Source organism: Pseudorhodobacter antarcticus, assembly GCF_900110135.1.
In the GTDB taxonomy this organism is placed as follows: Bacteria; Pseudomonadota; Alphaproteobacteria; order Rhodobacterales; family Rhodobacteraceae; genus Pseudorhodobacter; species Pseudorhodobacter antarcticus.
Map to the genome: position 1 here is coordinate 52,271 of NZ_FOCO01000001.1, position 21,278 is coordinate 73,548.

23 protein-coding genes and 1 pseudogene are annotated in these 21,278 nt (G+C 60.6%); 17 read left to right on the forward strand and 7 right to left on the reverse strand.

What is annotated here, in order from left to right; all coding sequences use genetic code 11:
• Positions 1-60: 60 nt before the first annotated feature.
• The 4 genes from BMY36_RS00295 (at position 61) to BMY36_RS00315 (ending at position 4,055) form a co-directional block, all read left to right on the forward strand.
• Positions 61-1,812 carry a DNA polymerase III subunit gamma/tau gene (locus BMY36_RS00295; RefSeq protein WP_050521341.1) on the forward strand — a complete coding sequence of 584 codons (1,752 nt, stop codon included), beginning with the start codon at positions 61-63 and terminating at the stop codon, positions 1,810-1,812.
• A 2-nt stretch (positions 1,813-1,814) separates the two neighbouring features.
• A complete protein-coding gene (locus tag BMY36_RS00300; RefSeq protein WP_050521342.1) occupies positions 1,815-2,159 on the forward strand; it encodes a YbaB/EbfC family nucleoid-associated protein in 345 nt (114 codons plus the stop codon).
• Between the two features lie 3 nt (positions 2,160-2,162).
• Positions 2,163-2,795 carry a recombination mediator RecR gene (gene recR, locus BMY36_RS00305; protein WP_050521343.1) on the forward strand — a complete coding sequence of 211 codons (633 nt, stop codon included), beginning with the start codon at positions 2,163-2,165 and terminating at the stop codon, positions 2,793-2,795.
• 369 nt (positions 2,796-3,164) lie between these two features.
• Complete coding sequence (locus BMY36_RS00315; RefSeq protein ID WP_050521345.1) at positions 3,165-4,055, forward strand: LytTR family DNA-binding domain-containing protein; 891 nt, start codon at positions 3,165-3,167, stop codon at positions 4,053-4,055.
• Between the two features lie 71 nt (positions 4,056-4,126).
• Here BMY36_RS00315 and BMY36_RS00320 read toward each other — a convergent pair whose 3' ends face one another.
• Positions 4,127-4,900, reverse strand: coding sequence for a DUF1013 domain-containing protein (locus tag BMY36_RS00320; protein ID WP_050521346.1), 774 nt, complete (start codon positions 4,898-4,900; stop codon positions 4,127-4,129).
• A gap of 126 nt (positions 4,901-5,026) precedes the next feature.
• Here BMY36_RS00320 and BMY36_RS00325 point away from each other — a divergent pair, with 126 nt between their 5' ends.
• A complete protein-coding gene (locus tag BMY36_RS00325; RefSeq protein ID WP_050521347.1) occupies positions 5,027-5,671 on the forward strand; it encodes a ribonuclease T2 family protein in 645 nt (214 codons plus the stop codon).
• A 73-nt stretch (positions 5,672-5,744) separates the two neighbouring features.
• On the opposite strand, the gene BMY36_RS00330 is transcribed toward BMY36_RS00325, so the two are convergent.
• Both BMY36_RS00330 and BMY36_RS00335 read right to left on the reverse strand, forming a co-directional pair.
• Complete coding sequence (locus tag BMY36_RS00330) at positions 5,745-6,737, reverse strand: NAD(P)H-quinone oxidoreductase (RefSeq protein WP_050521348.1); 993 nt, start codon at positions 6,735-6,737, stop codon at positions 5,745-5,747.
• A gap of 24 nt (positions 6,738-6,761) precedes the next feature.
• Positions 6,762-7,487 (reverse strand): COQ9 family protein, encoded by a 726-nt coding sequence (locus tag BMY36_RS00335; protein ID WP_050521349.1) that lies wholly within the window; start codon positions 7,485-7,487, stop codon positions 6,762-6,764.
• Between the two features lie 105 nt (positions 7,488-7,592).
• Here BMY36_RS00335 and rpsU point away from each other — a divergent pair, with 105 nt between their 5' ends.
• The 4 genes and pseudogenes from rpsU to ald all read left to right on the forward strand — a co-directional run bounded on the left by rpsU (position 7,593) and on the right by ald (position 10,565).
• Positions 7,593-7,799 (forward strand): 30S ribosomal protein S21, encoded by a 207-nt coding sequence (rpsU, locus tag BMY36_RS00340; RefSeq protein WP_074818335.1) that lies wholly within the window; start codon positions 7,593-7,595, stop codon positions 7,797-7,799.
• Between the two features lie 154 nt (positions 7,800-7,953).
• A pseudogene (locus BMY36_RS00345) lies at positions 7,954-8,655 on the forward strand (phosphatidylserine decarboxylase); the annotation flags it as partial.
• Complete coding sequence (pssA, locus tag BMY36_RS00350) at positions 8,652-9,398, forward strand: CDP-diacylglycerol--serine O-phosphatidyltransferase (protein WP_050521352.1); 747 nt, start codon at positions 8,652-8,654, stop codon at positions 9,396-9,398. The pseudogene BMY36_RS00345 and the gene pssA, both read left to right, overlap by 4 nt.
• A 48-nt stretch (positions 9,399-9,446) precedes the next feature.
• The gene (gene ald / locus BMY36_RS00355) at positions 9,447-10,565 is read left to right on the forward strand and encodes an alanine dehydrogenase (RefSeq protein WP_050521353.1); all 1,119 of its coding nucleotides are present in this window, start codon (positions 9,447-9,449) and stop codon (positions 10,563-10,565) included.
• Between the two features lie 51 nt (positions 10,566-10,616).
• Here ald and mscL read toward each other — a convergent pair whose 3' ends face one another.
• On the reverse strand, positions 10,617-11,045 hold the full coding sequence (mscL, locus tag BMY36_RS00360; RefSeq protein WP_050521354.1) for a large conductance mechanosensitive channel protein MscL: 429 nt from the start codon (positions 11,043-11,045) through the stop codon (positions 10,617-10,619).
• A 150-nt stretch (positions 11,046-11,195) separates the two neighbouring features.
• Between mscL and BMY36_RS00365 the strand changes: the two genes are divergently transcribed.
• A complete protein-coding gene (locus tag BMY36_RS00365) occupies positions 11,196-11,891 on the forward strand; it encodes a glutathione S-transferase family protein (protein ID WP_050521355.1) in 696 nt (231 codons plus the stop codon).
• A gap of 81 nt (positions 11,892-11,972) precedes the next feature.
• On the opposite strand, the gene BMY36_RS00370 is transcribed toward BMY36_RS00365, so the two are convergent.
• Positions 11,973-12,938, reverse strand: a complete 966-nt coding sequence (locus BMY36_RS00370; RefSeq protein WP_082224973.1) for an L-threonylcarbamoyladenylate synthase — start codon at positions 12,936-12,938, stop codon at positions 11,973-11,975.
• A 123-nt stretch (positions 12,939-13,061) separates the two neighbouring features.
• Here BMY36_RS00370 and BMY36_RS00375 point away from each other — a divergent pair, with 123 nt between their 5' ends.
• The 6 genes from BMY36_RS00375 to BMY36_RS00400 all read left to right on the forward strand — a co-directional run bounded on the left by BMY36_RS00375 (position 13,062) and on the right by BMY36_RS00400 (position 17,781).
• The gene (locus tag BMY36_RS00375) at positions 13,062-14,786 is read left to right on the forward strand and encodes an acyl-CoA dehydrogenase (protein WP_050521356.1); all 1,725 of its coding nucleotides are present in this window, start codon (positions 13,062-13,064) and stop codon (positions 14,784-14,786) included.
• Positions 14,783-15,847, forward strand: a complete 1,065-nt coding sequence (locus BMY36_RS00380; protein WP_050521357.1) for an MBL fold metallo-hydrolase — start codon at positions 14,783-14,785, stop codon at positions 15,845-15,847. The genes BMY36_RS00375 and BMY36_RS00380 overlap by 4 nt, the downstream gene beginning before the upstream one ends.
• Positions 15,832-16,323: a DUF6173 family protein gene (locus tag BMY36_RS00385; protein ID WP_050521358.1), complete on the forward strand. Its 492-nt coding sequence runs from the start codon at positions 15,832-15,834 to the stop codon at positions 16,321-16,323. The genes BMY36_RS00380 and BMY36_RS00385 overlap by 16 nt, the downstream gene beginning before the upstream one ends.
• 76 nt (positions 16,324-16,399) lie before the next feature.
• A complete protein-coding gene (locus tag BMY36_RS00390; protein WP_050521359.1) occupies positions 16,400-16,534 on the forward strand; it encodes an aa3-type cytochrome c oxidase subunit IV in 135 nt (44 codons plus the stop codon).
• Positions 16,535-16,585: 51 nt separating this feature from the next.
• Positions 16,586-17,200, forward strand: a complete 615-nt coding sequence (locus BMY36_RS00395; protein ID WP_050521360.1) for a hypothetical protein — start codon at positions 16,586-16,588, stop codon at positions 17,198-17,200.
• Entirely contained in the window at positions 17,197-17,781 is a 585-nt protein-coding gene (locus tag BMY36_RS00400) for a GNAT family N-acetyltransferase (RefSeq protein ID WP_050521361.1), read from the forward strand. The genes BMY36_RS00395 and BMY36_RS00400 overlap by 4 nt, the downstream gene beginning before the upstream one ends.
• Before the next feature lie 17 nt (positions 17,782-17,798).
• Here BMY36_RS00400 and BMY36_RS00405 read toward each other — a convergent pair whose 3' ends face one another.
• Together BMY36_RS00405 and greA are read right to left on the reverse strand one after the other, a co-directional pair.
• A complete protein-coding gene (locus BMY36_RS00405; RefSeq protein ID WP_050521362.1) occupies positions 17,799-18,797 on the reverse strand; it encodes a hypothetical protein in 999 nt (332 codons plus the stop codon).
• A 31-nt stretch (positions 18,798-18,828) separates the two neighbouring features.
• Positions 18,829-19,299, reverse strand: a complete 471-nt coding sequence (gene greA, locus BMY36_RS00410) for a transcription elongation factor GreA (RefSeq protein WP_050521363.1) — start codon at positions 19,297-19,299, stop codon at positions 18,829-18,831.
• Positions 19,300-19,599: 300 nt separating this feature from the next.
• Between greA and BMY36_RS00420 the strand changes: the two genes are divergently transcribed.
• The gene (locus BMY36_RS00420; protein ID WP_050521364.1) at positions 19,600-21,249 is read left to right on the forward strand and encodes an electron transfer flavoprotein-ubiquinone oxidoreductase; all 1,650 of its coding nucleotides are present in this window, start codon (positions 19,600-19,602) and stop codon (positions 21,247-21,249) included.
• The last annotated feature ends 29 nt before the right edge of the window (positions 21,250-21,278 follow it).

Below are 21,278 nucleotides of genomic sequence, written 5' to 3' on the forward strand. Positions count from 1 at the left end.
CGGGTGGACGCGCGGCAAGCGAACGCATAGATTGCGGCAAGACGAATCCAAAGGAACCCTATGTCCGATACGCCCGCCCCCGTTTATCAGGTCCTCGCCCGGAAATATCGGCCCGAAACCTTTGCCGATTTGGTGGGGCAAACGGCCATGGTCCGCACCTTGAAAAACGCCTTTGCGGCCGACCGTATCGCCCAAGCGTTTATCATGACCGGCATCCGGGGCACCGGCAAAACCACCACCGCGCGCATCATCGCCAAGGGGCTGAACTGCATCGGCCCCGATGGCAAAGGCGGCCCCACGACCGAACCCTGCGGCGTCTGCGACCAGTGCAAATCCATCATGGAAGGGCGCCATGTCGACGTAATGGAAATGGACGCCGCATCCCGCACCGGTGTCGATGACATCCGCGAAATCATCGCATCCGTCGCCTACCGCGCCACATCGGCGCGCTATAAAATCTATATCATCGACGAAGTGCACATGCTGTCCAACAACGCCTTCAACGCCCTGTTGAAAACGCTGGAGGAGCCGCCGGCCCATGTGAAATTCATCTTTGCCACCACAGAAATTCGCAAGGTGCCCGTCACCGTTCTGTCGCGCTGCCAGCGTTTTGATTTGAAACGGATTGAGCCGGAGGTGATGATCGCCCTGCTGCAAAAAATCGCCGTTGGCGAAGGGGCGAGCATTTCCGACGACGCGCTGGCCCTGATCACCCGCGCCGCCGAAGGGTCCGCGCGCGATGCGACCAGTCTTTTGGACCAAGCGATCAGCCACGGCGCAGGCGAAACCACCGCCGATCAAGTGCGTGCGATGCTGGGGTTGGCCGACCGTGGCCGCGTGCTGGACCTGTTCGATATGGTCGTGCGCGGCGATGCGGCGGCGGCGCTGAATGAACTTGCGGGCCAATATGCGGATGGCGCGGACCCGATGGCTGTGCTGCGCGATCTGGCCGAGATTACGCATTGGCTGTCCGTCATCAAAATCACGCCCGAGGCAGCGGATGACCCGACCACCCCGCCGGATGAGCGTACGCGCGGCCTTGATATGGCGGGGCGTTTGCCGATGCGGGTATTGACGCGGATGTGGCAAATGCTGCTGAAAGCTTTGGAGGAGGTGGCGCTGGCCCCCAACGCGATCATGGCCGCCGAAATGGCCGTAATCCGCTTGACCCATGTGGCCGACCTGCCTGACCCAGAAAGCCTTATTCGCAAACTGCAAAATTCTGCGCCCACGCCGATGCCTGTATCTGGCGGTGCCCCTGCGGGCGGTGGTGGCGGCATGGTTCATGCGACCACGCGGCTGCAAGGCCCGGCGATGGGGCCGGTGTCCGGCCCCGTGATGCAGGGCGGGCAGGCCACGGCGCTGGCGCTGGCCCCTGGCGCGTTGGAAAGCTATGTGACGTTTCAGCATGTCGTCGACCTTATCCGCGAACGCCGCGACATGACCTTGTTGGTGGAGGTGGAAACCAACCTGCGGCTGGCGAAATATTCGCCAGGGCGGATTGAATTTGAACCCACGGACCGCGCCCCGCGCGACTTGGCGGCGCGGTTGGCGGGCAAATTGCAAGGCTGGACCGGGGCACGTTGGGCGGTGTCGGTGGTCAATACCGGTGGGGCCGCCACGATTGCCGAAGATCAGGACAAGGGCCGTGTTGCGGCTGAGGCGAAAGCGATGGAAAACCCGCTGGTGCAGGCTGTGTTTGCCGCCTTTCCGGGCGTGAAAATCAGCGCGCTGCGCCAGCCAGAGGTGGAGGCGGCGTTTGAGGCGCTGCCAGAAGTTGAAGATGAATGGGACCCGTTTGAGGAGGGCTGACGATGCTGAAAGGTTTGGGCGGGCTGGGCGATATGGCCAAGATGATGAAAGCCGCGCAGGAAATGCAGGGCAAAATGGCCGAGATGCAAGAGGGGCTGGACCAGATCGTAGTGATCGGAGAAAGCGGTGCGGGGTTGGTGAAAGCGCGGGCCACGGCCAAGGGTGATTTGACCGGGCTGGAAATTGACCCGTCGATCTTTGTCGCGTCTGAAAAAGAGGTGGTGGAGGATTTGATCCTTGCCGCGATCAAGGATGCGCAGGGCAAGGCGCGCGACCGGGCACAATCTGAAATGAGCAAGCTGACCGAAGGTCTGGGCCTGCCGCCCGGCATGAAACTGCCGTTCTGATTTATGGCGGATACCCCAAGGTTTTCCAGCGCCCCCAAAGTTTCTGGCCCGCGCGACATTGAACAGTTGATCGACCTGATGGCGCGGTTGCCGGGGCTGGGGCCACGGTCGGCGCGCCGTGCCGTGTTGATGCTGTTGAAAAAGCGGGGCGCGGTGATGGCCCCCTTGGCGCGCATCATGGCGGATGTGGCCGAAAATGCCCGCGATTGCCGCATTTGTGGCAATATCAGCGGGGCAGAGGTGTGTCAGATTTGCAGCGATGACAGGCGTGCCACTGGCGAGATTTGCGTGGTCGAGGATGTGGCCGATTTGTGGGCGATGGAACGGGGCCAAGCGTTCAAAGGGCGGTATCACATTCTGGGCGGCACCTTGTCGGCGTTGGATGCGATTGGGCCGGAGGAATTGCGGATTCCGGCGCTGGTGGCCCGCGTGGTGGATGAAGACGTGCGAGAGGTGATTTTGGCGCTGAATGCGACCGTGGATGGGCAAACCACGGCCCATTATATCGCTGAGGTTTTGGACACCACCGGGGTTTCGGTGACCAGTCTGGCCCAAGGGGTGCCGATTGGCGGCGAGTTGGATTATTTGGATGATGGGACGATCGGGGCGGCATTGCGCGCGCGCAGGCGGTTTTGATCGCGATAAAATCGCGCGCGATGCGCAGGACAACCTATTGACCTTAATAGGTTTTTGTTTTTCTGTTTACCAAATTTTAACGAATGGATCGCGATTTGGGCGCGATGTTCGCACCCTTTTGCCCGCCTGCGCGGCGGCGCAGTTGCACCCTTACACGCATGGCACGAAAAAAGGCCCGCAAACGGTGATTTTCTGGCATGGTAATTGCGCAAACTTACACTAGGGTAAATTGCCAAAGGTCGCCGTTGCGGATGGGTGGGGAAAAGTGGACCGGTATTCGCTAACCGAGTACTGGTGACGGGCGTAAGCCCCCCGGCCCATAGTCAAATTAGCCTTTGGCGGGCCATATGACACGCGGTTTGGAATGAAATGCATATTGTTTTCTTGAACGGCAACGAATTCAAAGGCAGCTGGCAGGATTTTATGCGCGCCTTGCGCCATCCGTTGTTCGTGGCGCTGATCCTTGGGATGACGGGCATCGTGTTTTTGCTGGGCCCGTATGACCATATTTTGCCGGACGCGGTGATCGCGCGGGTGTTGATCGTGGTGAGTTCGGTCTGCGTGTACATCGCCACCGCGGTTGCATGGGTCGCGCAGTCGCGCCGATGGGCATTCATGGCATTTTCATTCCCAACATTGCTGACGGCGGTGATGGTGACATCGCTGTGGGGCGTCAACATGAGCGTGGCAGCCGGGGGCCAAGCGATTGACGCGATGCAATGGGTGCAACTGATCGCGTTCAACATTGTTTTTTGCGTTGTTGGCGAACTGGTGCTGGCAAGCTTTTTGATCGAACGGATTGCGGCGGAAACGGGGATGAAGGCGCGCCCGATTCTGGCCTATGGCAGCGAGGAGGCCGCGAGGTTTGTGCCGCCCGCCGCAACTGAAATCGCAGCCAAAATTGCAACCGAAATCGCAGCCGAAATCGTACCAGAATGGGCGGATATTTTGGGCGAAAAGCTGGCGATTGACCATATTTGGCACATCAAAGCTGAGGAGCATTATGTGGCCGTTGGGCTGCGCTGCGGGCGGTCGGTGCTGCTGCGTGGGCGGCTGGCCGATGCGATTGCACAACTGCCGCCGGGCGCGGGGATGCAGGTGCATCGCAGCCATTGGGTGGCGGTGGCAGCACTGGCAAAGGTGTGGCGCGCGCGGGAAGGGTGGCGGCTGCGGTTGCAAACCGGGCATGAAGTGCCGATTGCGCGCAACCGAACGGTGCAAGCCCGCGATTGGGCAACGGCGGTTTTGCAGGGCAAATAACGGCGGGAAGGCGCAAAAAAAAGCCCCCTGCACGCGCGGTGCAAGGGGCGATAAAGCGGATGCGTGCCGGGTTATTTGGACCGGCGCGGGGCCTTGCCGTCGTCTTCGTCTTCATCCTCATCATCTTCGTCTGCGTCGGGCAGATTGAAGAAGCTGTCGGCATCGGAATAATCGGCTGATTTCTCCTCCGGCTCGGACAGGGTGAAGTTTTCAAGGCCTGCGATGGAAGATGGCATTTTCGGTTCATCCGGCATGGCCAGCGACTGCTCGGTGCTGACCAGCTTGCGGCGTTCATCATCCGACATCACACCGCCCGCTGCGGCCTTTTTACGCACGGCGATTTGCACGGCGGCGTCAAGTTCGGTCTGTTTGCACAGGCCAAGGGCGACCGGATCAATCGGGGTGATGTTGTTGATGTTCCAATGCGTGCGTTCGCGAATCGCCAAAATGGTGGGTTTCGTTGTGCCAACCAGCTTGCTGACTTGACCATCGGTCAATTCCGGGTGGAATTTCACCAGCCACAAGATGGACGCAGGGCGATCTTGACGTTTGGACAAGGGCGTATAGCGCGGGCCACGGCGTTTCTCCTCGCCCACCGCGGACGCGATGAATTTAAGGCGCAGGCGGTAGGCAGGATCGGCCTGCCCTTTTTCAATTTCGCCCGGTTCCAACTGGTTGTTGCCAACGGGATCAAAGCCTTTGACGCCGGTTGCGACGTCGCCATCCGCAATGCCCTGCACCTCCAGCTCGTGCAGACCACAAAAGTCTGCGACCTGTTTGAAGGTCAGGGTCGTGTTGTCCACCAGCCAGACGGCGGTTGCTTTGGACATCAGTGGCTTGTTCATCGCAACACTCCTTTACAAATCCCTTCCATGCCGGGAAAACGGTTGCGGGCCGAGGCACCGCGTCGTGTTCGTTTTCGGGGAAGTCACGGTGCGTATAATCGCCCCAGAGGGCAGAGGAAAGAGAAAATGCGTGTATTTGCAGTGGTGATCGGGTTTGTGATGGCTTTTTCGGGGGCCGTGGCGCGGGCAGAGGGCGAAAAAGCGGGAGAATTTGACTATTATGTGATGGCGTTAAGCTGGTCATCGAACTGGTGCGCGCTGGAAGGCGATGCGCGGGGCGAGGACCAATGCCTGCCCGGCAAGGGGTTGACGTTCACGTTGCACGGGCTGTGGCCGCAATACGAATTGGGCTGGCCGGATTTTTGCCGCACCACGGCGCGGGACCCGTCGCGCGCGCAATCGGCCGGGATGGAGGATATTATGGGCAGCGCGGGGCTGGCCTGGTATCAATGGAAAAAGCATGGGCGCTGCACGGGGTTGGCGGCGGATGCGTATTTTGCAACATCGCGCAAAGCGTTTGCGAAGGTTAAGCAGCCAGAGATTTTTGCCAAGATTAGCAATACGTTGGAGGTGCCTGCGGCTGTGGTGGAGGAGGCGTTTTTGGCCGCCAATCCGGCGTTGACGCGCGACATGATCACGGTGACGTGCCGGGCGGGGATGATCCAAGAGGTGCGGCTGTGCCTGACCAAAGATTTGGAGCCACGGGTGTGTGGAGCCGACACGGTGCGCGATTGTACGATGCAGGATGCGGTTTTGGGGGCTGTGCGATAAGGGGCCTATCAAACTGGCCGCCCGTGTGTGACGCGGGCGGCGCAGAGGTATTTAAGCCAAGGCGAATTGGGGATTAATCCGCGACCTTGAGGACGATCTTGCCGATATGGCCCGGGGTTTCGATCCGCCAATGGGCGGCGGGGGCCTGATCCAGCGGGTATTCGCTGTCCATCACGGGTTTGAACGCGCCGCGGGCGATCATGGGCCAAACGTGTTGTTCGACGGCCGCTGCGATGCGCGCCTTTGCCAGATCGGATTGCGGGCGCAGGGTGGAGCCGGTGAGGGTGAGGCGGCGGATCATAATCTCGGCGAAATTCAGTTCCATTTTCGCGCCGGTGAGGAAGGCGATTTGCACAAGCCGGCCATCATCGGCAAGGCTTTGGATGTTGCGGGGCAGGTATTTGCCGCCGACCATGTCAAGGATAAGGTCGGCGCCGCCTGCGGATTTCATCATCTCCACATAATCATCGGTGGTGTAGTCGATGGCTTGTTCGGCACCCAGTTCCTTGCAAACATTGACCTTTTTATCCGACCCGGCGGTGGCGAAAACGCGGGCGCCAAGAGCGTGGGCGATTTGGATGGCGGTGGTGCCGATGCCGGAGGTGCCGCCGTGGACAAGGAATTTCTCCCCCGCCTTGAGCCGCCCGCGCATCACGATGTTGGACCAGACGGTGAAGCAGGTTTCGGGCAAACAGGCCGCTTGGTCCATTGGCATGCCGGGGGGCACTGGCAGCGCGTGGTCGGCGGCGGTCAGGGCATATTCGGCGTAACCTCCGCCCGGCAGCAGCGCGCAAACCGCATCGCCCACAGCCCAGCGCGTGACGCCCGGACCCACAGCGGCGACATAGCCCGAACATTCCAGCCCCGGCAGCGGCGATGCGTTGGCGGGTGGGTTGTAACTGCCCGCGCGTTGCAGCGCGTCAGGGCGGTTCACGCCCGCATAGGCAACCCGGATGAGGATTTGGCCATGCAGCGGCACGGGTACTGGCACCGAGCAAGGGTGCAGCACATCGGGGGGGCCGGGTTGTGTAATCTCAATCGCGAGCATGGCATCGGGTACGGACATGGCGGCTTCTTTCTGTTTGGGCGGTTAGCGGCGGGTGCGGCCCGGCAAATCATCTGGCCGTTTTGGCATCTTTACCTTTTCCATCCAGTTAACCACCCCTTGAATTGGCCCCGAAAGTGGGCCGTTTTGCAGGAAATTTGCCACGGGGTTATCGCGCAGGGCGGATTTGGCCTTTTCGATCTGCATCACGTTGGCGATGCGGCGGTCCAAAAACTCCCATGTGTTGCTGTGGTTTTGGCTGTCATCTCCCAGCCAGAACAGCACGGTCGCGGCGTAGACGCCCGACAGGGTGGCGCGTTTGGTGTACCAATTCACATCGGTGCTGGTGTCGCCCAACGCGCGCCAAATCGCATCGGCGGTGCCCCAAATGGCCTTTGCCCCCTCGCCCGCGTTTTGCGGCAGGGCGAACAGGGTGGTGCCCCGGCGCACCAGTTCTTTATCCCCCACCAATTCCAACCGGGTGCGAATGGCAAAGGCCACGCGGTCGGAATAACGGTAAGTGCCGAGGTTGGCGGTGGCCAAGCGGTCGGTCATCGCATCATCGCCCGCGTGGTGAAAGGCCAGCGCAAGGTCGATGCCGCCGCGCGGGAACAGCGCGCGGGCCAGACCATCCGCCACGCCCGAATCAGTGATCGCCGCGCGAAAAGTGGTTTCGGTCCACCCATCAAAGGCGACATGCGGCAATGCTGCCTGCAAAATGGCCTGTTTTGTGGCATCGGTTCCGGTGGATTGGGTTTCATTAGTCATCATCGGTCCCCTTTGGTCGCTATGGTAGACAAGCCTACCCCCCTTTGATATAGGGCGAATTGCCTGCACATCCGTGCAAATTTAACTTAGAAAGGTGGTGAAAACCACATGCAGGTCAGCGTCCGCGACAATAACGTCGAACAAGCCCTTCGGGCCTTGAAGAAAAAGCTCCAGCGCGAAGGCGTGTTCCGCGAAATGAAACTTAAACAGCATTTCGAGAAACCGTCTGTCAAAAAAGCCCGTGAGCAAGCTGAAGCCATTCGACGTGCGCGCAAACTCGCGCGTAAGAAGCTCCAGCGCGAAGGCGGAATGTAAATTCCCTTTTCGACGCGTGTACACTGGGCAAGGTAACTTGCCGGTCTAAAATCACCCCCTTGCGCAAGCCGGGGGGTTTTTCTTTGCCGCCATTGTTTTGGGGTGCTATTTGTGCAAAACCGCACGCCGATAGTCCCAAACAAAGGCCGCCCCTGAAATGTCCGCAAGCATGATGTCCACCGTGATTAAGCCCATTCATCGCGAAGGGTGGCGGTTTATTCCGATTTTTGCGGCTGTGACCGTGGTTTTGTTTATCATTTGGCAACCACTGGGCTGGATTGGGCTGGGCCTGACCATTTGGTGTTATTACTTTTTCCGCGACCCAAAGCGGGTGACGCCCACGCGCGAAGGGTTGATTATTAGCCCCGCCGATGGCGTGATTTCGTTGTTGGAACCCGCCGTGCCGCCCACCGAATTGGGACTGGGGCCAGAGCCGATGATGCGGGTATCGGTGTTTATGAACGTGTTTAACTGCCATGTGAACCGCCTGCCGATTGAAGGGCAGATCACGAAAATCGCGTATCGCCCCGGCAAGTTCCTGAACGCATCGCTGGACAAGGCAAGCGTGGACAATGAGCGCAACGCGCTGGTGGTGCGGATGAATGATGGGCGCGATTTGGCCGTGGTGCAGATCGCAGGTTTGGTGGCGCGCCGCATTGTGTGCGAGGTGCCCGAGGGCGCGCGCCTGCAAACCGGCGAACGGTTTGGCATGATCCGCTTTGGGTCGCGGCTGGATGTGTACCTGCCCGAAGGGGTGGAGCCGTTGGTCTGTCTGGGCCAAACCATGGTCGCGGGCGAGACGGTTTTGGCCGATATTCATGCGGTTGAGACACCGCGCCTGGGCCGCGAGAGATGAGCGTGGAGCCGCAAAAAAAGCGTGACAGCCTGTCGTTGATCCTGATGTTGCCCAATATGGTGACGATTTTGGGGTTATGTGCGGGGCTGACATCCATCCGGTTTGTGCTGGTGGGGCGTTACGATATTGCGGCGGCGTTGATTATTTTTGCAGCCCTGATTGATGGGTTGGACGGATTGCTGGCGCGGCGGTTGAACGCGGCCAGCGATATTGGCGGCGAGTTGGACAGCCTGTCGGATTTTCTGTGTTTTGGCGTGGCACCCGGCATTTTGGTGTTTCAATTTGCGTTAAGCCGCGATTTCACGACCGGCTGGATGTTCGTGCTGATCTATGTTTGCTGTGCCTGTTTGCGGCTGGCGCGGTTCAACGTGTCGCGCGATGACCCTGCCCCCACGGGCAAGCCGCATTTTGTGGGCGTGCCTGCGCCTGCGGGGGCGATGTTGGCGCTGTTGCCGCTGTTTTTGACCCAGCAAGGCGCGATTGATGCGCGCGATTACCCCGAGGTGTTTGGGATTTGGATTGTGATTGTGGCGTGGCTGATGGTCAGCAAAGTGCCCACAATTTCGTCCAAGGCAATCCGGGTGCCGCGCGAATGGCAGTTGGTGGTGTTGCTGGCGGGCGCAGTCGTTGTGGGCCTGATGGTAACGCGGTTTTGGCTGCTGCTGGTGATTTTGGATTTGGCCTATGCTGCGGTGACGGTGGTGGCCGTGGTGCGGCATTTCCGGGCGCGGCGCGCGGGTTGATCAGCGGACCCCTTGCGCGGTAGGGTTTACCGAACAAGGGAGGTGTCTATGATTATCGGCTGTCCAAAGGAAATCAAACCGCAAGAGTTTCGGGTGGGCCTGACGCCGGGGGCCGCCCTTGAGGCGGTAAAGCATGGCCACCAAGTGATGGTGCAAACCGGGGCCGGAATTGGTGCCGGGTTTGAGGATGCCGATTATCTGGCGGCCGGCGCACAAATTCTGGGCACCGCCGAGGAGGTTTTTGCTAACGCGGAGATGATCGTCAAGGTCAAGGAGCCCCAAGCGGCGGAGCGCGCGCGGTTGCGCAAAGGCCAAGTTTTGTTTACCTATCTGCACCTTGCGCCCGACCGTGCGCAGACCACGGATTTGCTGGCATCAGGTGTCACCGCGATTGCCTATGAAACCGTGACGGATGCGCGGGGCGGCTTGCCGTTGCTGGCGCCCATGTCCGAGGTGGCGGGCCGGTTGGCGCCGCAGGTGGGAGCGTGGACGCTGCAAAAGGCCAATGGTGGGCGGGGGATTTTGCTGGGCGGTGTGCCCGGTGTGCTGCCCGGCAATGTCGTGGTGATTGGCGGCGGCGTGGTGGGCACGGCGGCGGCACGCGTGGCGATTGGGATGGGGGCCAATGTGACGGTGCTGGACCGCTCGCTGGCGCGCCTAAGCTGGCTGGATGATCTGTGGCAGGGGCGGTTGATCACGCAATACGCATCGGCGGCGGCCACGGCGGAGTCGATAAAAACCGCCGATATGGTGATTGGCGCGGTGTTGGTGCCGGGGGCTGCAGCGCCCAAATTGATCAGCCGGGCGCAGTTGGCAACCATGCGGCCGGGTGCGGTGCTGGTCGATGTGGCGATTGACCAAGGCGGGTGTTTTGAGACGTCACGCGCCACCACCCACCAAGACCCGATTTATGAGGTGGAGGGCATCATGCATTATTGCGTGGCGAATATGCCGGGGGCCGTGGCGCGCACATCGACGCTGGCCTTGGGCAATGCGACCATGCCGTTTATGCTGGCGCTGGCGAATAAGGGCTGGAAACAGGCCTGCGCCGATGATGCGCATTTGCTGGCGGGGCTGAACACGCATGCGGGCCATCTGACCTATGCGGCAGTGGGGGCGGCGTTGGATTTGCCGTCCATCACGGGCGCGCAGGCGTTGGCGCAGTAACAAAAAGGCCCCCGGTTTGGGGGCCAATCATCGCTTGCCCATGTGGCAGGCTTATTTCTTTAGCGCGGCCAAAATTTCGGCCAACAGTTCGGTTTCGGTTGGCCCGGCGGGGGTTTCGGGGGCTGCAGCCTCCTCCTTGGCGGACGCGTCTTTCAAACGGTTCACCCCTTTGACCAACATAAACACCACAAAGGCGATGATCACAAAGTTGATGCAAGCCGTGATGAATGCCCCATAAGCAAACACCGCCGCCCCGGATTCGCGCGCGGTCTCAAGGCCAACACCTTGTACAACAGTCCCGCTGAGGACCACATACATATTGGCAAAATCAACGCCGCCCAGCACCAAACCAACAAGCGGATTGATCAGATCGGCAACAAGTGAGCTGACGATGGCCGTAAACGCCGCCCCGATGATAATCCCCACAGCAAGGTCCATAACATTGCCCTTGGCGATGAAATCCTTGAATTCTTTGATCATTTTTGGTTCCTTTGGTTTTTTGGGATCAGTACGGCCAATGCCCAGTGTTCACATACGCACACCTTGGCGCGCATAATGCCCGAAATCCAAGGGTTAATCAGGGGGGAAAAGCCCCCTATACTGGGCAAAATCCATAAAAGGACATCTGACATGCTTCCCTTCCAAAACCATCCTATCCAAACCCGCTGGCCCGCCAAATCGCCGCAGCTGTTGCAACTCTATTCCCTGCCCACCCCCAACGGCGTCAAAGTGTCGATCGCGCTGGAGGAGATGGGCATCGCATACGAGCCGCATCTGGTGGATTTCGCGACCAACGATCAAATGACACCAGAATTTTTGGCCTTGAACCCCAACAACAAAATCCCCGCGATCATTGACCCGAACGGGGCAAACGGCCCGGTTGCGCTGTTTGAAAGCGGTGCGATCTTGATTTATCTGGCGGAAAAATCGGGGCAATTGCTGCCGGATGCCAACCGGTACGAGGTGCTGCAATGGCTGATGTTTCAAATGGGCGGGCTTGGTCCGATGTTCGGGCAATTGGGCTATTTCCACCATTTCGCGGGCAAAGAGATTGACGATCCCCGCCCCAAAGAACGCTACCGTGCGGAAGCCGCGCGGCTGCTGATGGTGCTGGACGGCGCATTGGCGGGGCGCGATTGGATTGCGGGCGACTATTCCATCGCCGATATCGCGATTGGCCCGTGGCTGCGCACCCTGCGCGATTTCTACAAAGCGGGCGATATTGCAGGCTGGCAAGATTTGAAAAACGTGCCAGCCTATCTGGACCGTTTTCTAGCCCGCCCTGCGGTGCAAAAGGGGCTGACCATCCCGGCCCGCCCTGCTTAAACCGCGTGCCGCGAAAACCGCCCCCTGATTTCATCTTGGTCCAAATACCTCTCCACCCTTTGCCACGCGGGCGGGGGTGGGTCAGGGGCGCGGGGCGGCCGCCCGGCGCAAACGGTCGTTGATCGCGCGGCCAAGGCCCACTTCGGGCACCGGCGCAAACGCGATGCCGCCCGCGCCCGCCAGATCATCGGCCTGTCGCAAGATGTGAAACAGGTTCGCCGCCGCCTGCACCAAATCGCCCGTTAGTGACAGCGACAGCGCGGCACCGGCGCAATCGCCAAACCCCACCCATACTTCGCCAGCGCGCGGTACGGCGACACCCAACCGCACCCCCGCGACAGGCGCGTAATGTGAGGCGAGTTGCCCCGGCGCGCTGGGTTTCATCGCATCCCCGTCCGCATCCCCCCCTGCGGGCAGGGCCATGCCCAAAGCGGCCTCCAACGCCTCGGCCGGCACACCGCCGGGGCGCAGCAGTACGGGGTCGCCGACCAGCCCCAAAATCGTGCTTTCTACACCCACGCCGCAGGGGCCTGCATCCAGTACCGCGTCGATGCGCCCCGAAAGCCCCGCCAAAACATGGTCCGCGCGGGTGGGTGACACGCGCCCTGACGGGTTGGCAGATGGGGCGGCCAGTGGCCCGCCAAACGCGCGCAGCAGCGCCAGCGCCACTGGATGCGCGGGCACGCGGATTGCCACACTGTCCAGCCCCGCCGTGACCAGTGGCGACAGCCCTGCATCTGCGCGCAAAGGCAACACCAGCGTCAAGGGACCGGGCCAAAACGCGCGGGCAATCGCCAATGCTTGGTCAGAAAAATGCGCATAGGCGCGCGCGCTGTCCAGATCGGGCACATGCACGATCAGCGGATTGAACTGCGGCCGCCCTTTGGCCGCAAATATCCGCGCCACCGCCACATCATCCCGCGCATCGCCGCCAAGGCCATACACCGTTTCGGTGGCAAACCCCACCAGCCCGCCTGCGCGCAGAACCGCCGCCGCCGCCGCGATTCCCCCCGATGTTGCATCAAAATTTTGGGTTTTCATCGACATTGTGACGCAGCGTTGACCTTGAAGGGGCGGGGGGCGGAGTTAAACCTTGAACCAATGCCCCGACATACTTGGGCAGCGGTGTTTTGCCAAGTCTGCCTCGCCTGCCCTGAAATGGAGAATGTGATGCCTTACCGCGCCCCCCTGACCGAATATCGGTTCTTGCTGGATCATGTTGTGGGGTTCGACCAAGTGGCGGCCATGCCGTTGTTTGCCGATGCCACCCCCGACACGGTTGGCGCGGTGTTGGGGGAGGCGGCGAAAATGTGCGAAGGCGTGCTTGCCCCCTTGCAGCGCGTGGGCGACCAGCACCCGGCGCGGTTGGAAAATGGGGGGGTGCGCACGCCGCCCGGCTTTGCCGATGGATACCGCGCGATTGTGGATGGGGGCTGGGTGTCAATCTGCGCCAGCCCGGAATTTGGCGGCATGGGCTTGCCAATGGCGCTGACATCGGCGGTGAATGAGATGATAGGCTCGGCCTGTCTGTCGTTACAGTTGAACCCTTTGATGACCCAAGGCCAGATTGAGGCGTTGGACCATCACGCATCGGACGCGATCAAGGCGCTGTATATCCCCAAGCTGATTTCGGGCGAATGGTGCGGCACGATGAACCTGACCGAGGCGCAGGCGGGGTCTGACGTCGGCGCGCTGCGCACCAAGGCCGAGGATAATGGCGACGGGACCTATGCGGTTTCGGGGCAGAAAATCTATATCAGCTGGGGGGATAATGATTTTACCAGCAATGTGTGCCATTTGGTCCTGGCGCGTTTGCCGGGTGGCGGGCCGGGGACCAAGGGCATCAGCCTGTTTATGGTGCCGAAATTCATCCCCGATGCGCAGGGCAATGCGGGCCTGCGCAACACGCTGTCGGTGGTCAGTTTGGAACATAAGATGGGCCTGCACGGCAGCCCCACCGCCGTTATGCAATATGACCGCGCCACAGGCTGGCTGATTGGTGAGGCGCACAAGGGCATGGCGGCGATGTTCACCATGATGAACAACGCGCGGTTGGGGGTTGGCGTGCAGGGCGTCTCCGCCGCCGAAGGAGCGTATCAACACGCGCTGGCCTATGCGATGGGACGCAAGCAGGGGCAAACGCCGATGCCCGGCAATGACGCCATCACGGGCCACGCCGATGTGCGCCGGATGCTGGCCACGATGAAGGCCGAGGTGTTTTCGGCGCGTGCGCTGGCGCTGGCCTGTGCGGTGGCGATTGATATGGCGCGCGCCACCGATGCGCCCGAATGGCACGCCCGCGCGGCATTGTTGGTGCCAATCAACAAGGCATTTGGCACGGATACCGGCATCGCCGTGGCCGATATGAGCATCCAAGTGCATGGCGGCATGGGATTTATTGAAGAAGCGGGGGCCGCCCAATACTTGCGCGATGTGCGCGTGACAGCGATTTATGAAGGCACCAATGGCATCCAAGCGATGGACCTTGTGGGTCGCAAGATGATGGATAACGGCGAGGCGGCGTTCCGCCTGATCGAAGAAATCCAAACCAACGCCCATGGCGTGCGCGCGCAATACCCCAACATGGCGACCGCCGTGTGGAACGCCGCCGAAAGTTTGCGTGAGGCGACCGAAGGTTTGGTGGCCCAAAATATGAACGACCGTTTTGCGGGGGCTGTGGCGTATCAGCGGGCCTTTGGCCGTATCCTTGGCAGCCATTACCATCTGTGCGCCGCCATGGCGGAATTGGGGGCCGCAGGGGTCGATGGCCCCCGCACAGCCCTTGCCCGCGTGGCGATCAAACGGTTGTTGCCCGAACATGCAGCACTGCTGGCGCAAGTGCGGGAAGGGGCTGCGGGCCTTTATGCGCTGTCGGATGCGGACCTGTTGGCGTGACCGACACCAAAACAGGCATCCGATACCCGTTTGACACCCCACCGGCCGAAGGTGAGGCAACCGAGGTGGCCCCCGGCGTTTTATGGATGCGCCTGCCGCTGCCCATGGCGTTGGACCATGTGAATGTCTTTGCGCTGGATGATGGTGACGCGTGGACCATCATCGACACCGGGTTTGACAGCAAACGGGGCCGCGCGATTTGGGGGCGGTTGCTGGCGGGGCCGTTGGCGGGCAAACCCGTGGCCCGCGTTGTGGTCACGCATCACCACCCCGACCACATCGGCCTTGCCGGCTGGTTTCAGGCGCAAGGCGCGGAGTTGTTGACCACCCGCACCGCATGGCTGTATGCGCGGATGCTGACCTTGGATGAACAGGCCCTGCCGCTGCCGCAGCAAATCGCGTTTTGGCGCGCAGCGGGGATGCCAGACGACATGCTGGCGGCGCGTGCCACCCAACGCCCCTTCAACTTTGCCGATGTGGTGGCCCCCCTGCCCCTTGGGTTCACCCGGTTGAACGAGGGGCAAGTGGTCACGCTGGGGCAGCGGCGCTGGCGGGTGCATATGGGCAACGGCCACGCGCCCGAACATGCCACGTTTTGGTCGCTGGATGATAACCTGATCCTTGGCGGTGACCAATTGCTGCCGTCGATTTCGGCCAATATCGGGGTGTATCCAACCGAACCGGACGCGGACCCGCTGGGCGAATGGTTGACCAGCTGTGCGGCTTTTGCCCCCATGGCGCGCGCCGACCATCTGGTGCTGCCGGGGCATAAACTGCCTTTTACCGGGCTACCGCTGCGCTTGCACCAAATGGCCGAAAACCACCACGGTGCCTTGGCGCGGCTGCGCGCGCACCTGTCCACCCCCCGCACCGCCGCCGATTGTTTTATGCCGGTTTTCAAACGCGAAATTTTGGGCGATGCGTATGGTTTGGCACTGGTCGAGGCGGTGGCGCATTTGAACCACCTGTTGCATCAAGGCGCGGTTTGCCGGACCATGCAGGACGGTGTTTGGCTGTGGAAGGCACAGAATGGGGAGGGCAACAGATGGATGAGATTATGACCGCAGCCGAGGCGATGGAGGCATCCGCGATGCCCTGCGCCCGCGTGGTGCATTGCGACGATGGTACGGCACCCACCCCCGAACAACTGCCCCTGCCCGCGGCACTGGCGAAAAAGCCCGTTGGCGACAAAGGCCAAGCGGAATGGGCGTATGAACGGCTGGTGCTGTACCTGAAAAACTTTGAGGACCAGCTGGACAAGAATCATGAAATTGCGATGGGATTCGCAGGCGGCACCGCAGGCGTGTTGCGCATCGAAGGGGTCGGGTATTTCAACCCCGACATCGTCACCTTTTATGGCGCGGATGAGGCGGGGACCAAAATGCAGTTGATCCAGCACGTCACCCAACTGAATGTGGTGTTGCGCGCCGTGACAAAAGCCACCCCCGAGGCCGAACCCCCGCGGCGCATCGGCTTTCGCCTTGTTCAAGATTTGGACGAGGCGGCCAAAATCACAACCGCCGATGCGTCCAAATAGCATCGCTTGCCCCCGTGACAGGGCGGCGATATTCGGCTATGGGCAATGAAACGACTTGAACAAAGGGAGATATCCGATGGCCGAACATAAGCATGGCAGCATGGACACCAAAGAGCAGGAAAAAACCTTTGATGGGTTCATCCGTTTGGTGACTTGGGGCAGCGTTATTTCCATTGGCGTGTTGATTTTCATGGCATTGGCCAACGGTTAAACCACCGCTACCAGATTTTCGGCGCGGATCAGCTGCGCCCAAGGGATACCTATGCGCCGCATTCTTGTAAGTTTGATCGCCGTGTTGTTTGTTGCTGCCTGTGGCGCTGCGGAACCCAAATGGGCCCCCGATGCCGATGTGGCGCAGGCTCGTTATGTGCATGATGGCCCCAAATCCATCACGCTGTTCACCGTTTTGACCACGGAAAACGGGTCGGGCGCGCATGCGGGGTTGTTGATCAACGGTTCGCAGCGCGTGATATTTGACCCGGCGGGCACATGGCACCACCCGCGCCTGCCCGAACGCAACGATGTGCATTTCGGGATGCGGCCTTTGATGGTGGATTTCTACATCGACTATCACGCGCGCGAAACCTATGATGTGATTGAACAAACCGTCACCGTATCCCCTGCGGTGGCCGAGGCGGCGCTGCGGGCGGTTATGGCCTATGGTGCGGTGCCAAAGGCGCAATGCACGTTGGCGATATCGTCGGTTTTGCGCGATTTGCCGGGATTTGAAAGCATCCGCACCACATGGTATCCGAAAAATCTGATGGATGCGTTTGGCGCCTTGCCGGGGGTGAAAACCCGCAAAATCACCGACACTGACACCAATGACAACCACGGCGTTTTGATGGTGCAAGCGGGTGATCCGCGGCTGCAATGACCGCGCGCATTCACCACGGCCTGCCCGACACGCTGCGCGATGCCGCCGCGGTTTTATATTGGGAGGCGTTTGGCGCAAAGCTGGGCCGCGTGATGGGCCCCACCCCAAAGGCGCTGGCGTTTTTGGCCCAGACATTGCGCAGCAATCATGCCGTTGTGGCGATTTCCCCTGCGGGGGAATTGCTGGGCATCGCCGGGTTCAAATCCTATCACGGGTCGTTTGCGGGGGGCGATTGGGCCGATCTGCGCGCGGTTTACGGGGTGCCGGGTGCGGCGTGGCGCGCGGCTGCGCTGTCGCTGTTGGAGCGCGATGTGGAAAATGAACGGTTTTTGATGGATGGGATTTGCGTGTCGGCGCAAGCGCGCGGCCAAGGCGTGGGCACCTTATTGCTGAACGCGATCTGCGCAGAGGCGCGGGCGCGCCATTACCGCGCTGTGCGGCTGGATGTGATCGACACCAACCCCCGGGCGCGCGCGCTGTACGCCCGCATGGGATTTGTGGAGGGCAAAACCGACCGGATGGGGGTGTTGCGCCATATCTTTGGGTTTGAGGCGGCGACGACGATGATCAAGACGCTGTAAGGGTTGCACGCAACGCTTTAATCAAACGTGCCTGTAACGCGGCCCAGCAGCATAAATGCGCGGGCAGTGCGGGTTTCGGCCAGATCGGCCAGTTCGGCGTCGGTCGCGTTTTTCTCAAATTCCGCGAAAGTTTTGTCGAAACTGCGCAGGAAATGATGCGCGGCGTCGCGAAACACCGGATCTTCGCGCATGCGAGAGGCGGACAATGCAAGGCTGGACCGATCGCGAATCCCCCCCAAGCCCGCAATTTCACGCCCGCGTTCGCCGCTGGCAAAACGGCGCCACACTTCGGGGCGGCAGCGTTCGGGTTTCAGGTCATCCATATAGATGCCTTCTTGGCTTAGCAGGGTCAGCACATCTTGGGCGGCGCGAATAAGGCGCGATGTTTGACGATCTTCCAGTGCAAGGCGCAGGGCGCGAAAACCTGCTTTATCTTCGGGGTTTTCGGGGAAATGCAGCGCGCGCACAAAATCGCCCACCGACAACGGCGCGCGCAGATCATCGGCCGGAGTGCCCAACGCAAACGATGGTTCGGCGTCACTGACGCGTTTCACGGGCAATGCCAGCGCCGCCTTACGGTCCGCCGATGGCACGGTCAGCGCGGTATCGCGGCGCGAGGTGAACATGGCCAGCGCGGTTTCGGTTTTGCGCTGCGCCGCTGCAATTTCATCCAACTTTTTTTCAACTGACGGCTGGCTGCCACCTTGTTGGCCCAAAACATACGCATGGCGCATGGCATCGACGGCAACTTGCAAATGCTGCGCCTCATCGCGCAGGGCGCGGATGGTGCGGGCGGTGGACACGATACCCCAGATCAGCGCCAGCGGCATGAACACCACCAACAGCAGCATTAAAAACGACAAAGGCCCGGTCAAAACCGCGCCGGGCGACAAGATCAATTGCACCGCAATCGCGATCACCCAAACCACGGCCAGCGCCAAAGCAACCATTTCCGACACCCCAAGGGCGTTGGCGTCTGGCGCAGGGGCCTGTTTTGGCTTGGATCGGTCGATCATCCGTCTGTCTCGTCCATTTTGGCGTTAGGCGTTAGCTGTATTTGATGGACAGCACTTCGTAACTGCGCCGTCCGCCGGGGGTGTTCACCTCGACCGTGTCGCCTTCGTCTTTGCCGATCAGCGCGCGTGCCAGCGGAGATTTTAGGTTCAACAGGCCGCGTTCCAAATCCGCCTCCGGTTCCCCCACGATTTGGAACTTACGTTCTTCATTCGTGTCTTCATCCACCAAGGTCACATGCGCGCCAAATTTGACGGTGCCGGAGAATTTGGAATAATCAATGACATCGGCCAGCGACAAAATCGCCTCCAGCTCCTTCACGCGGCCTTCGATAAAGCTCTGTTTTTCGCGGGCGGCGTGGTATTCGGCGTTTTCCGACAAATCGCCATGTTCGCGCGCCTCCGCAATCGCGCGGATCACGGCGGGACGTTCCACCGATTTCAACTGCCTCAATTCGGTGTCCAGTTCGGTGAAACCACCGCGTGTCATCGGAATTTTTTCCATGGGCCTACACATAAAAGTAAAAGCCACAGTCCTTTCGGGCCATGACCTTGGTTAGGGTTGCTGCGTTTCACCCAACAGCAGCGCGCGCCCAATTGCAAGCGGAATGGGATGCCATGCGCGGCGCATTGTCGCGTGGGGGGCCGCGTGCGCGCTGTGCTACACAACGTAGGGGCTGAAAACCGCGCAAAAACCCCCTATATTTCATCGGTAAAGATTGAATTGGCGCGCAGCCTGCGCTAGCCAGCTTTCAATGGTTTTGCCCGTGCCCCGCACGCGCCACAATGATGCAAAGGACACCCGATGGCCCAGATTGAACGCGAAACGATGGACTATGACGTGGTGATCGTGGGCGCGGGGCCTGCGGGCCTGTCGGCGGCGATCCGGTTGAAACAACTGGACGCCGATCTGTCGGTCGTGGTGCTGGAAAAAGGGTCCGAGGTGGGGGCGCATATCCTGTCGGGCGCGGTGCTGGACCCGAGCGGTTTAGACGCCCTGCTGCCCGATTGGCGCGCGATGGGCAGCCCGATCAAGACCGAGGTGGTGGCGGATGAATTTTTCATGCTGGGCGAAGGCGGCAAAATCCGCATCCCCAACTTTCCCATGCCCCCGTTGATGAGCAATCATGGCAATTACATCGTGTCGATGGCCAATGTCTGCCGCTGGATGGCCGAAATTGCCGAAGGGTTGGGCGTGGAGGTGTTCCCCGGCATGTCCTGTTCGGCGCTGGTGTATGGGGGTGACGGGTCCGTAAAGGGCGTTGTGGCGGGCGAAATGGGGCTGGCCGCGGATGGCACGCCGGGCCCAAACTATGAGCCGGGCATGGAGCTGCACGGCAAATATGTGTTCCTTGGCGAAGGGGTGCGCGGGTCGCTGGCCAAAGAGGTGATCGCGAAATACGACCTGGCCGCAGGCCACGAGCCGCAAAAATACGGCCTTGGCATGAAGGAAATTTGGGAAATTGACCCCGCAAAGCATCGCCTTGGCACGGTGACGCATACGATGGGTTGGCCGCTGGGCAGCAATGCGGGTGGCGGGTCGTTTATCTATCATATTGAAGGCAATCAGGTTTATGTCGGGTTTGTGGTTCATTTGAACTATCAAAACCCGCATCTGTACCCCTACATGGAATTTCAGCGCTTCAAACATCACCCGATGGTCGCGGAGTTGTTGCGCGGCGGCAAGCGCGTGGCTTACGGCGCGCGCGCGATTTCCGAAGGTGGTTATCAGTCGATGCCCAAAATGGTGGCCCCCGGTGTGGCGATGCTGGGCTGTTCGGTGGGCATGGTCAACGTGCCGCGCATCAAGGGCAACCACAACGCCATGCTGTCGGGCAAGGCCGCAGCCGAGGCGGCGTTTGCCGCGATTCGTGCGGGGCGCGCAGGCGATGAATTGGCGGCCTATGAGGCGGATGTGCGCACCGGCGCGATTGGGCAAGATTTGAAAAAGGTGCGCAACGTCAAACCCTTGTGGTCCAAATTTGGGCTGGTGGCATCCTTGATGGGTGGGGGCCTTGATATGTGGACCAACACGCTGGGGTTTTCGCTGTTTGGCACGCTGAAACATGGCAAAACCGATGCGGCGGCCACCGGAAAGGCCAAGGATTTTGCACCCATCACCTATCCCCGCCCCGATGGTGTGCTGTCGTTTGACCGCCTGACCAACGTGGCGTTTTCATTCACCAACCATGAGGAAAGCCAGCCCGCGCATTTGCACCTGAAGGATGCCAGCATCCCGATCATGGTCAACTTGCCCGAATACGCCGAGCCCGCGCAACGCTATTGCCCGGCGGGGGTGTATGAGGTGGTATCTGAGGCAGGCAAAGACCCGCGTTTCGTGATCAACTTTCAAAACTGCGTGCATTGCAAAACCTGCGACATCAAGGACCCCAGCCAGAACATCAACTGGACCACGCCGCAGGGGGGTGACGGCCCGAATTATCCCAATATGTAGGCCCGCTTGGGCAAGGATCGTCGCGCAAG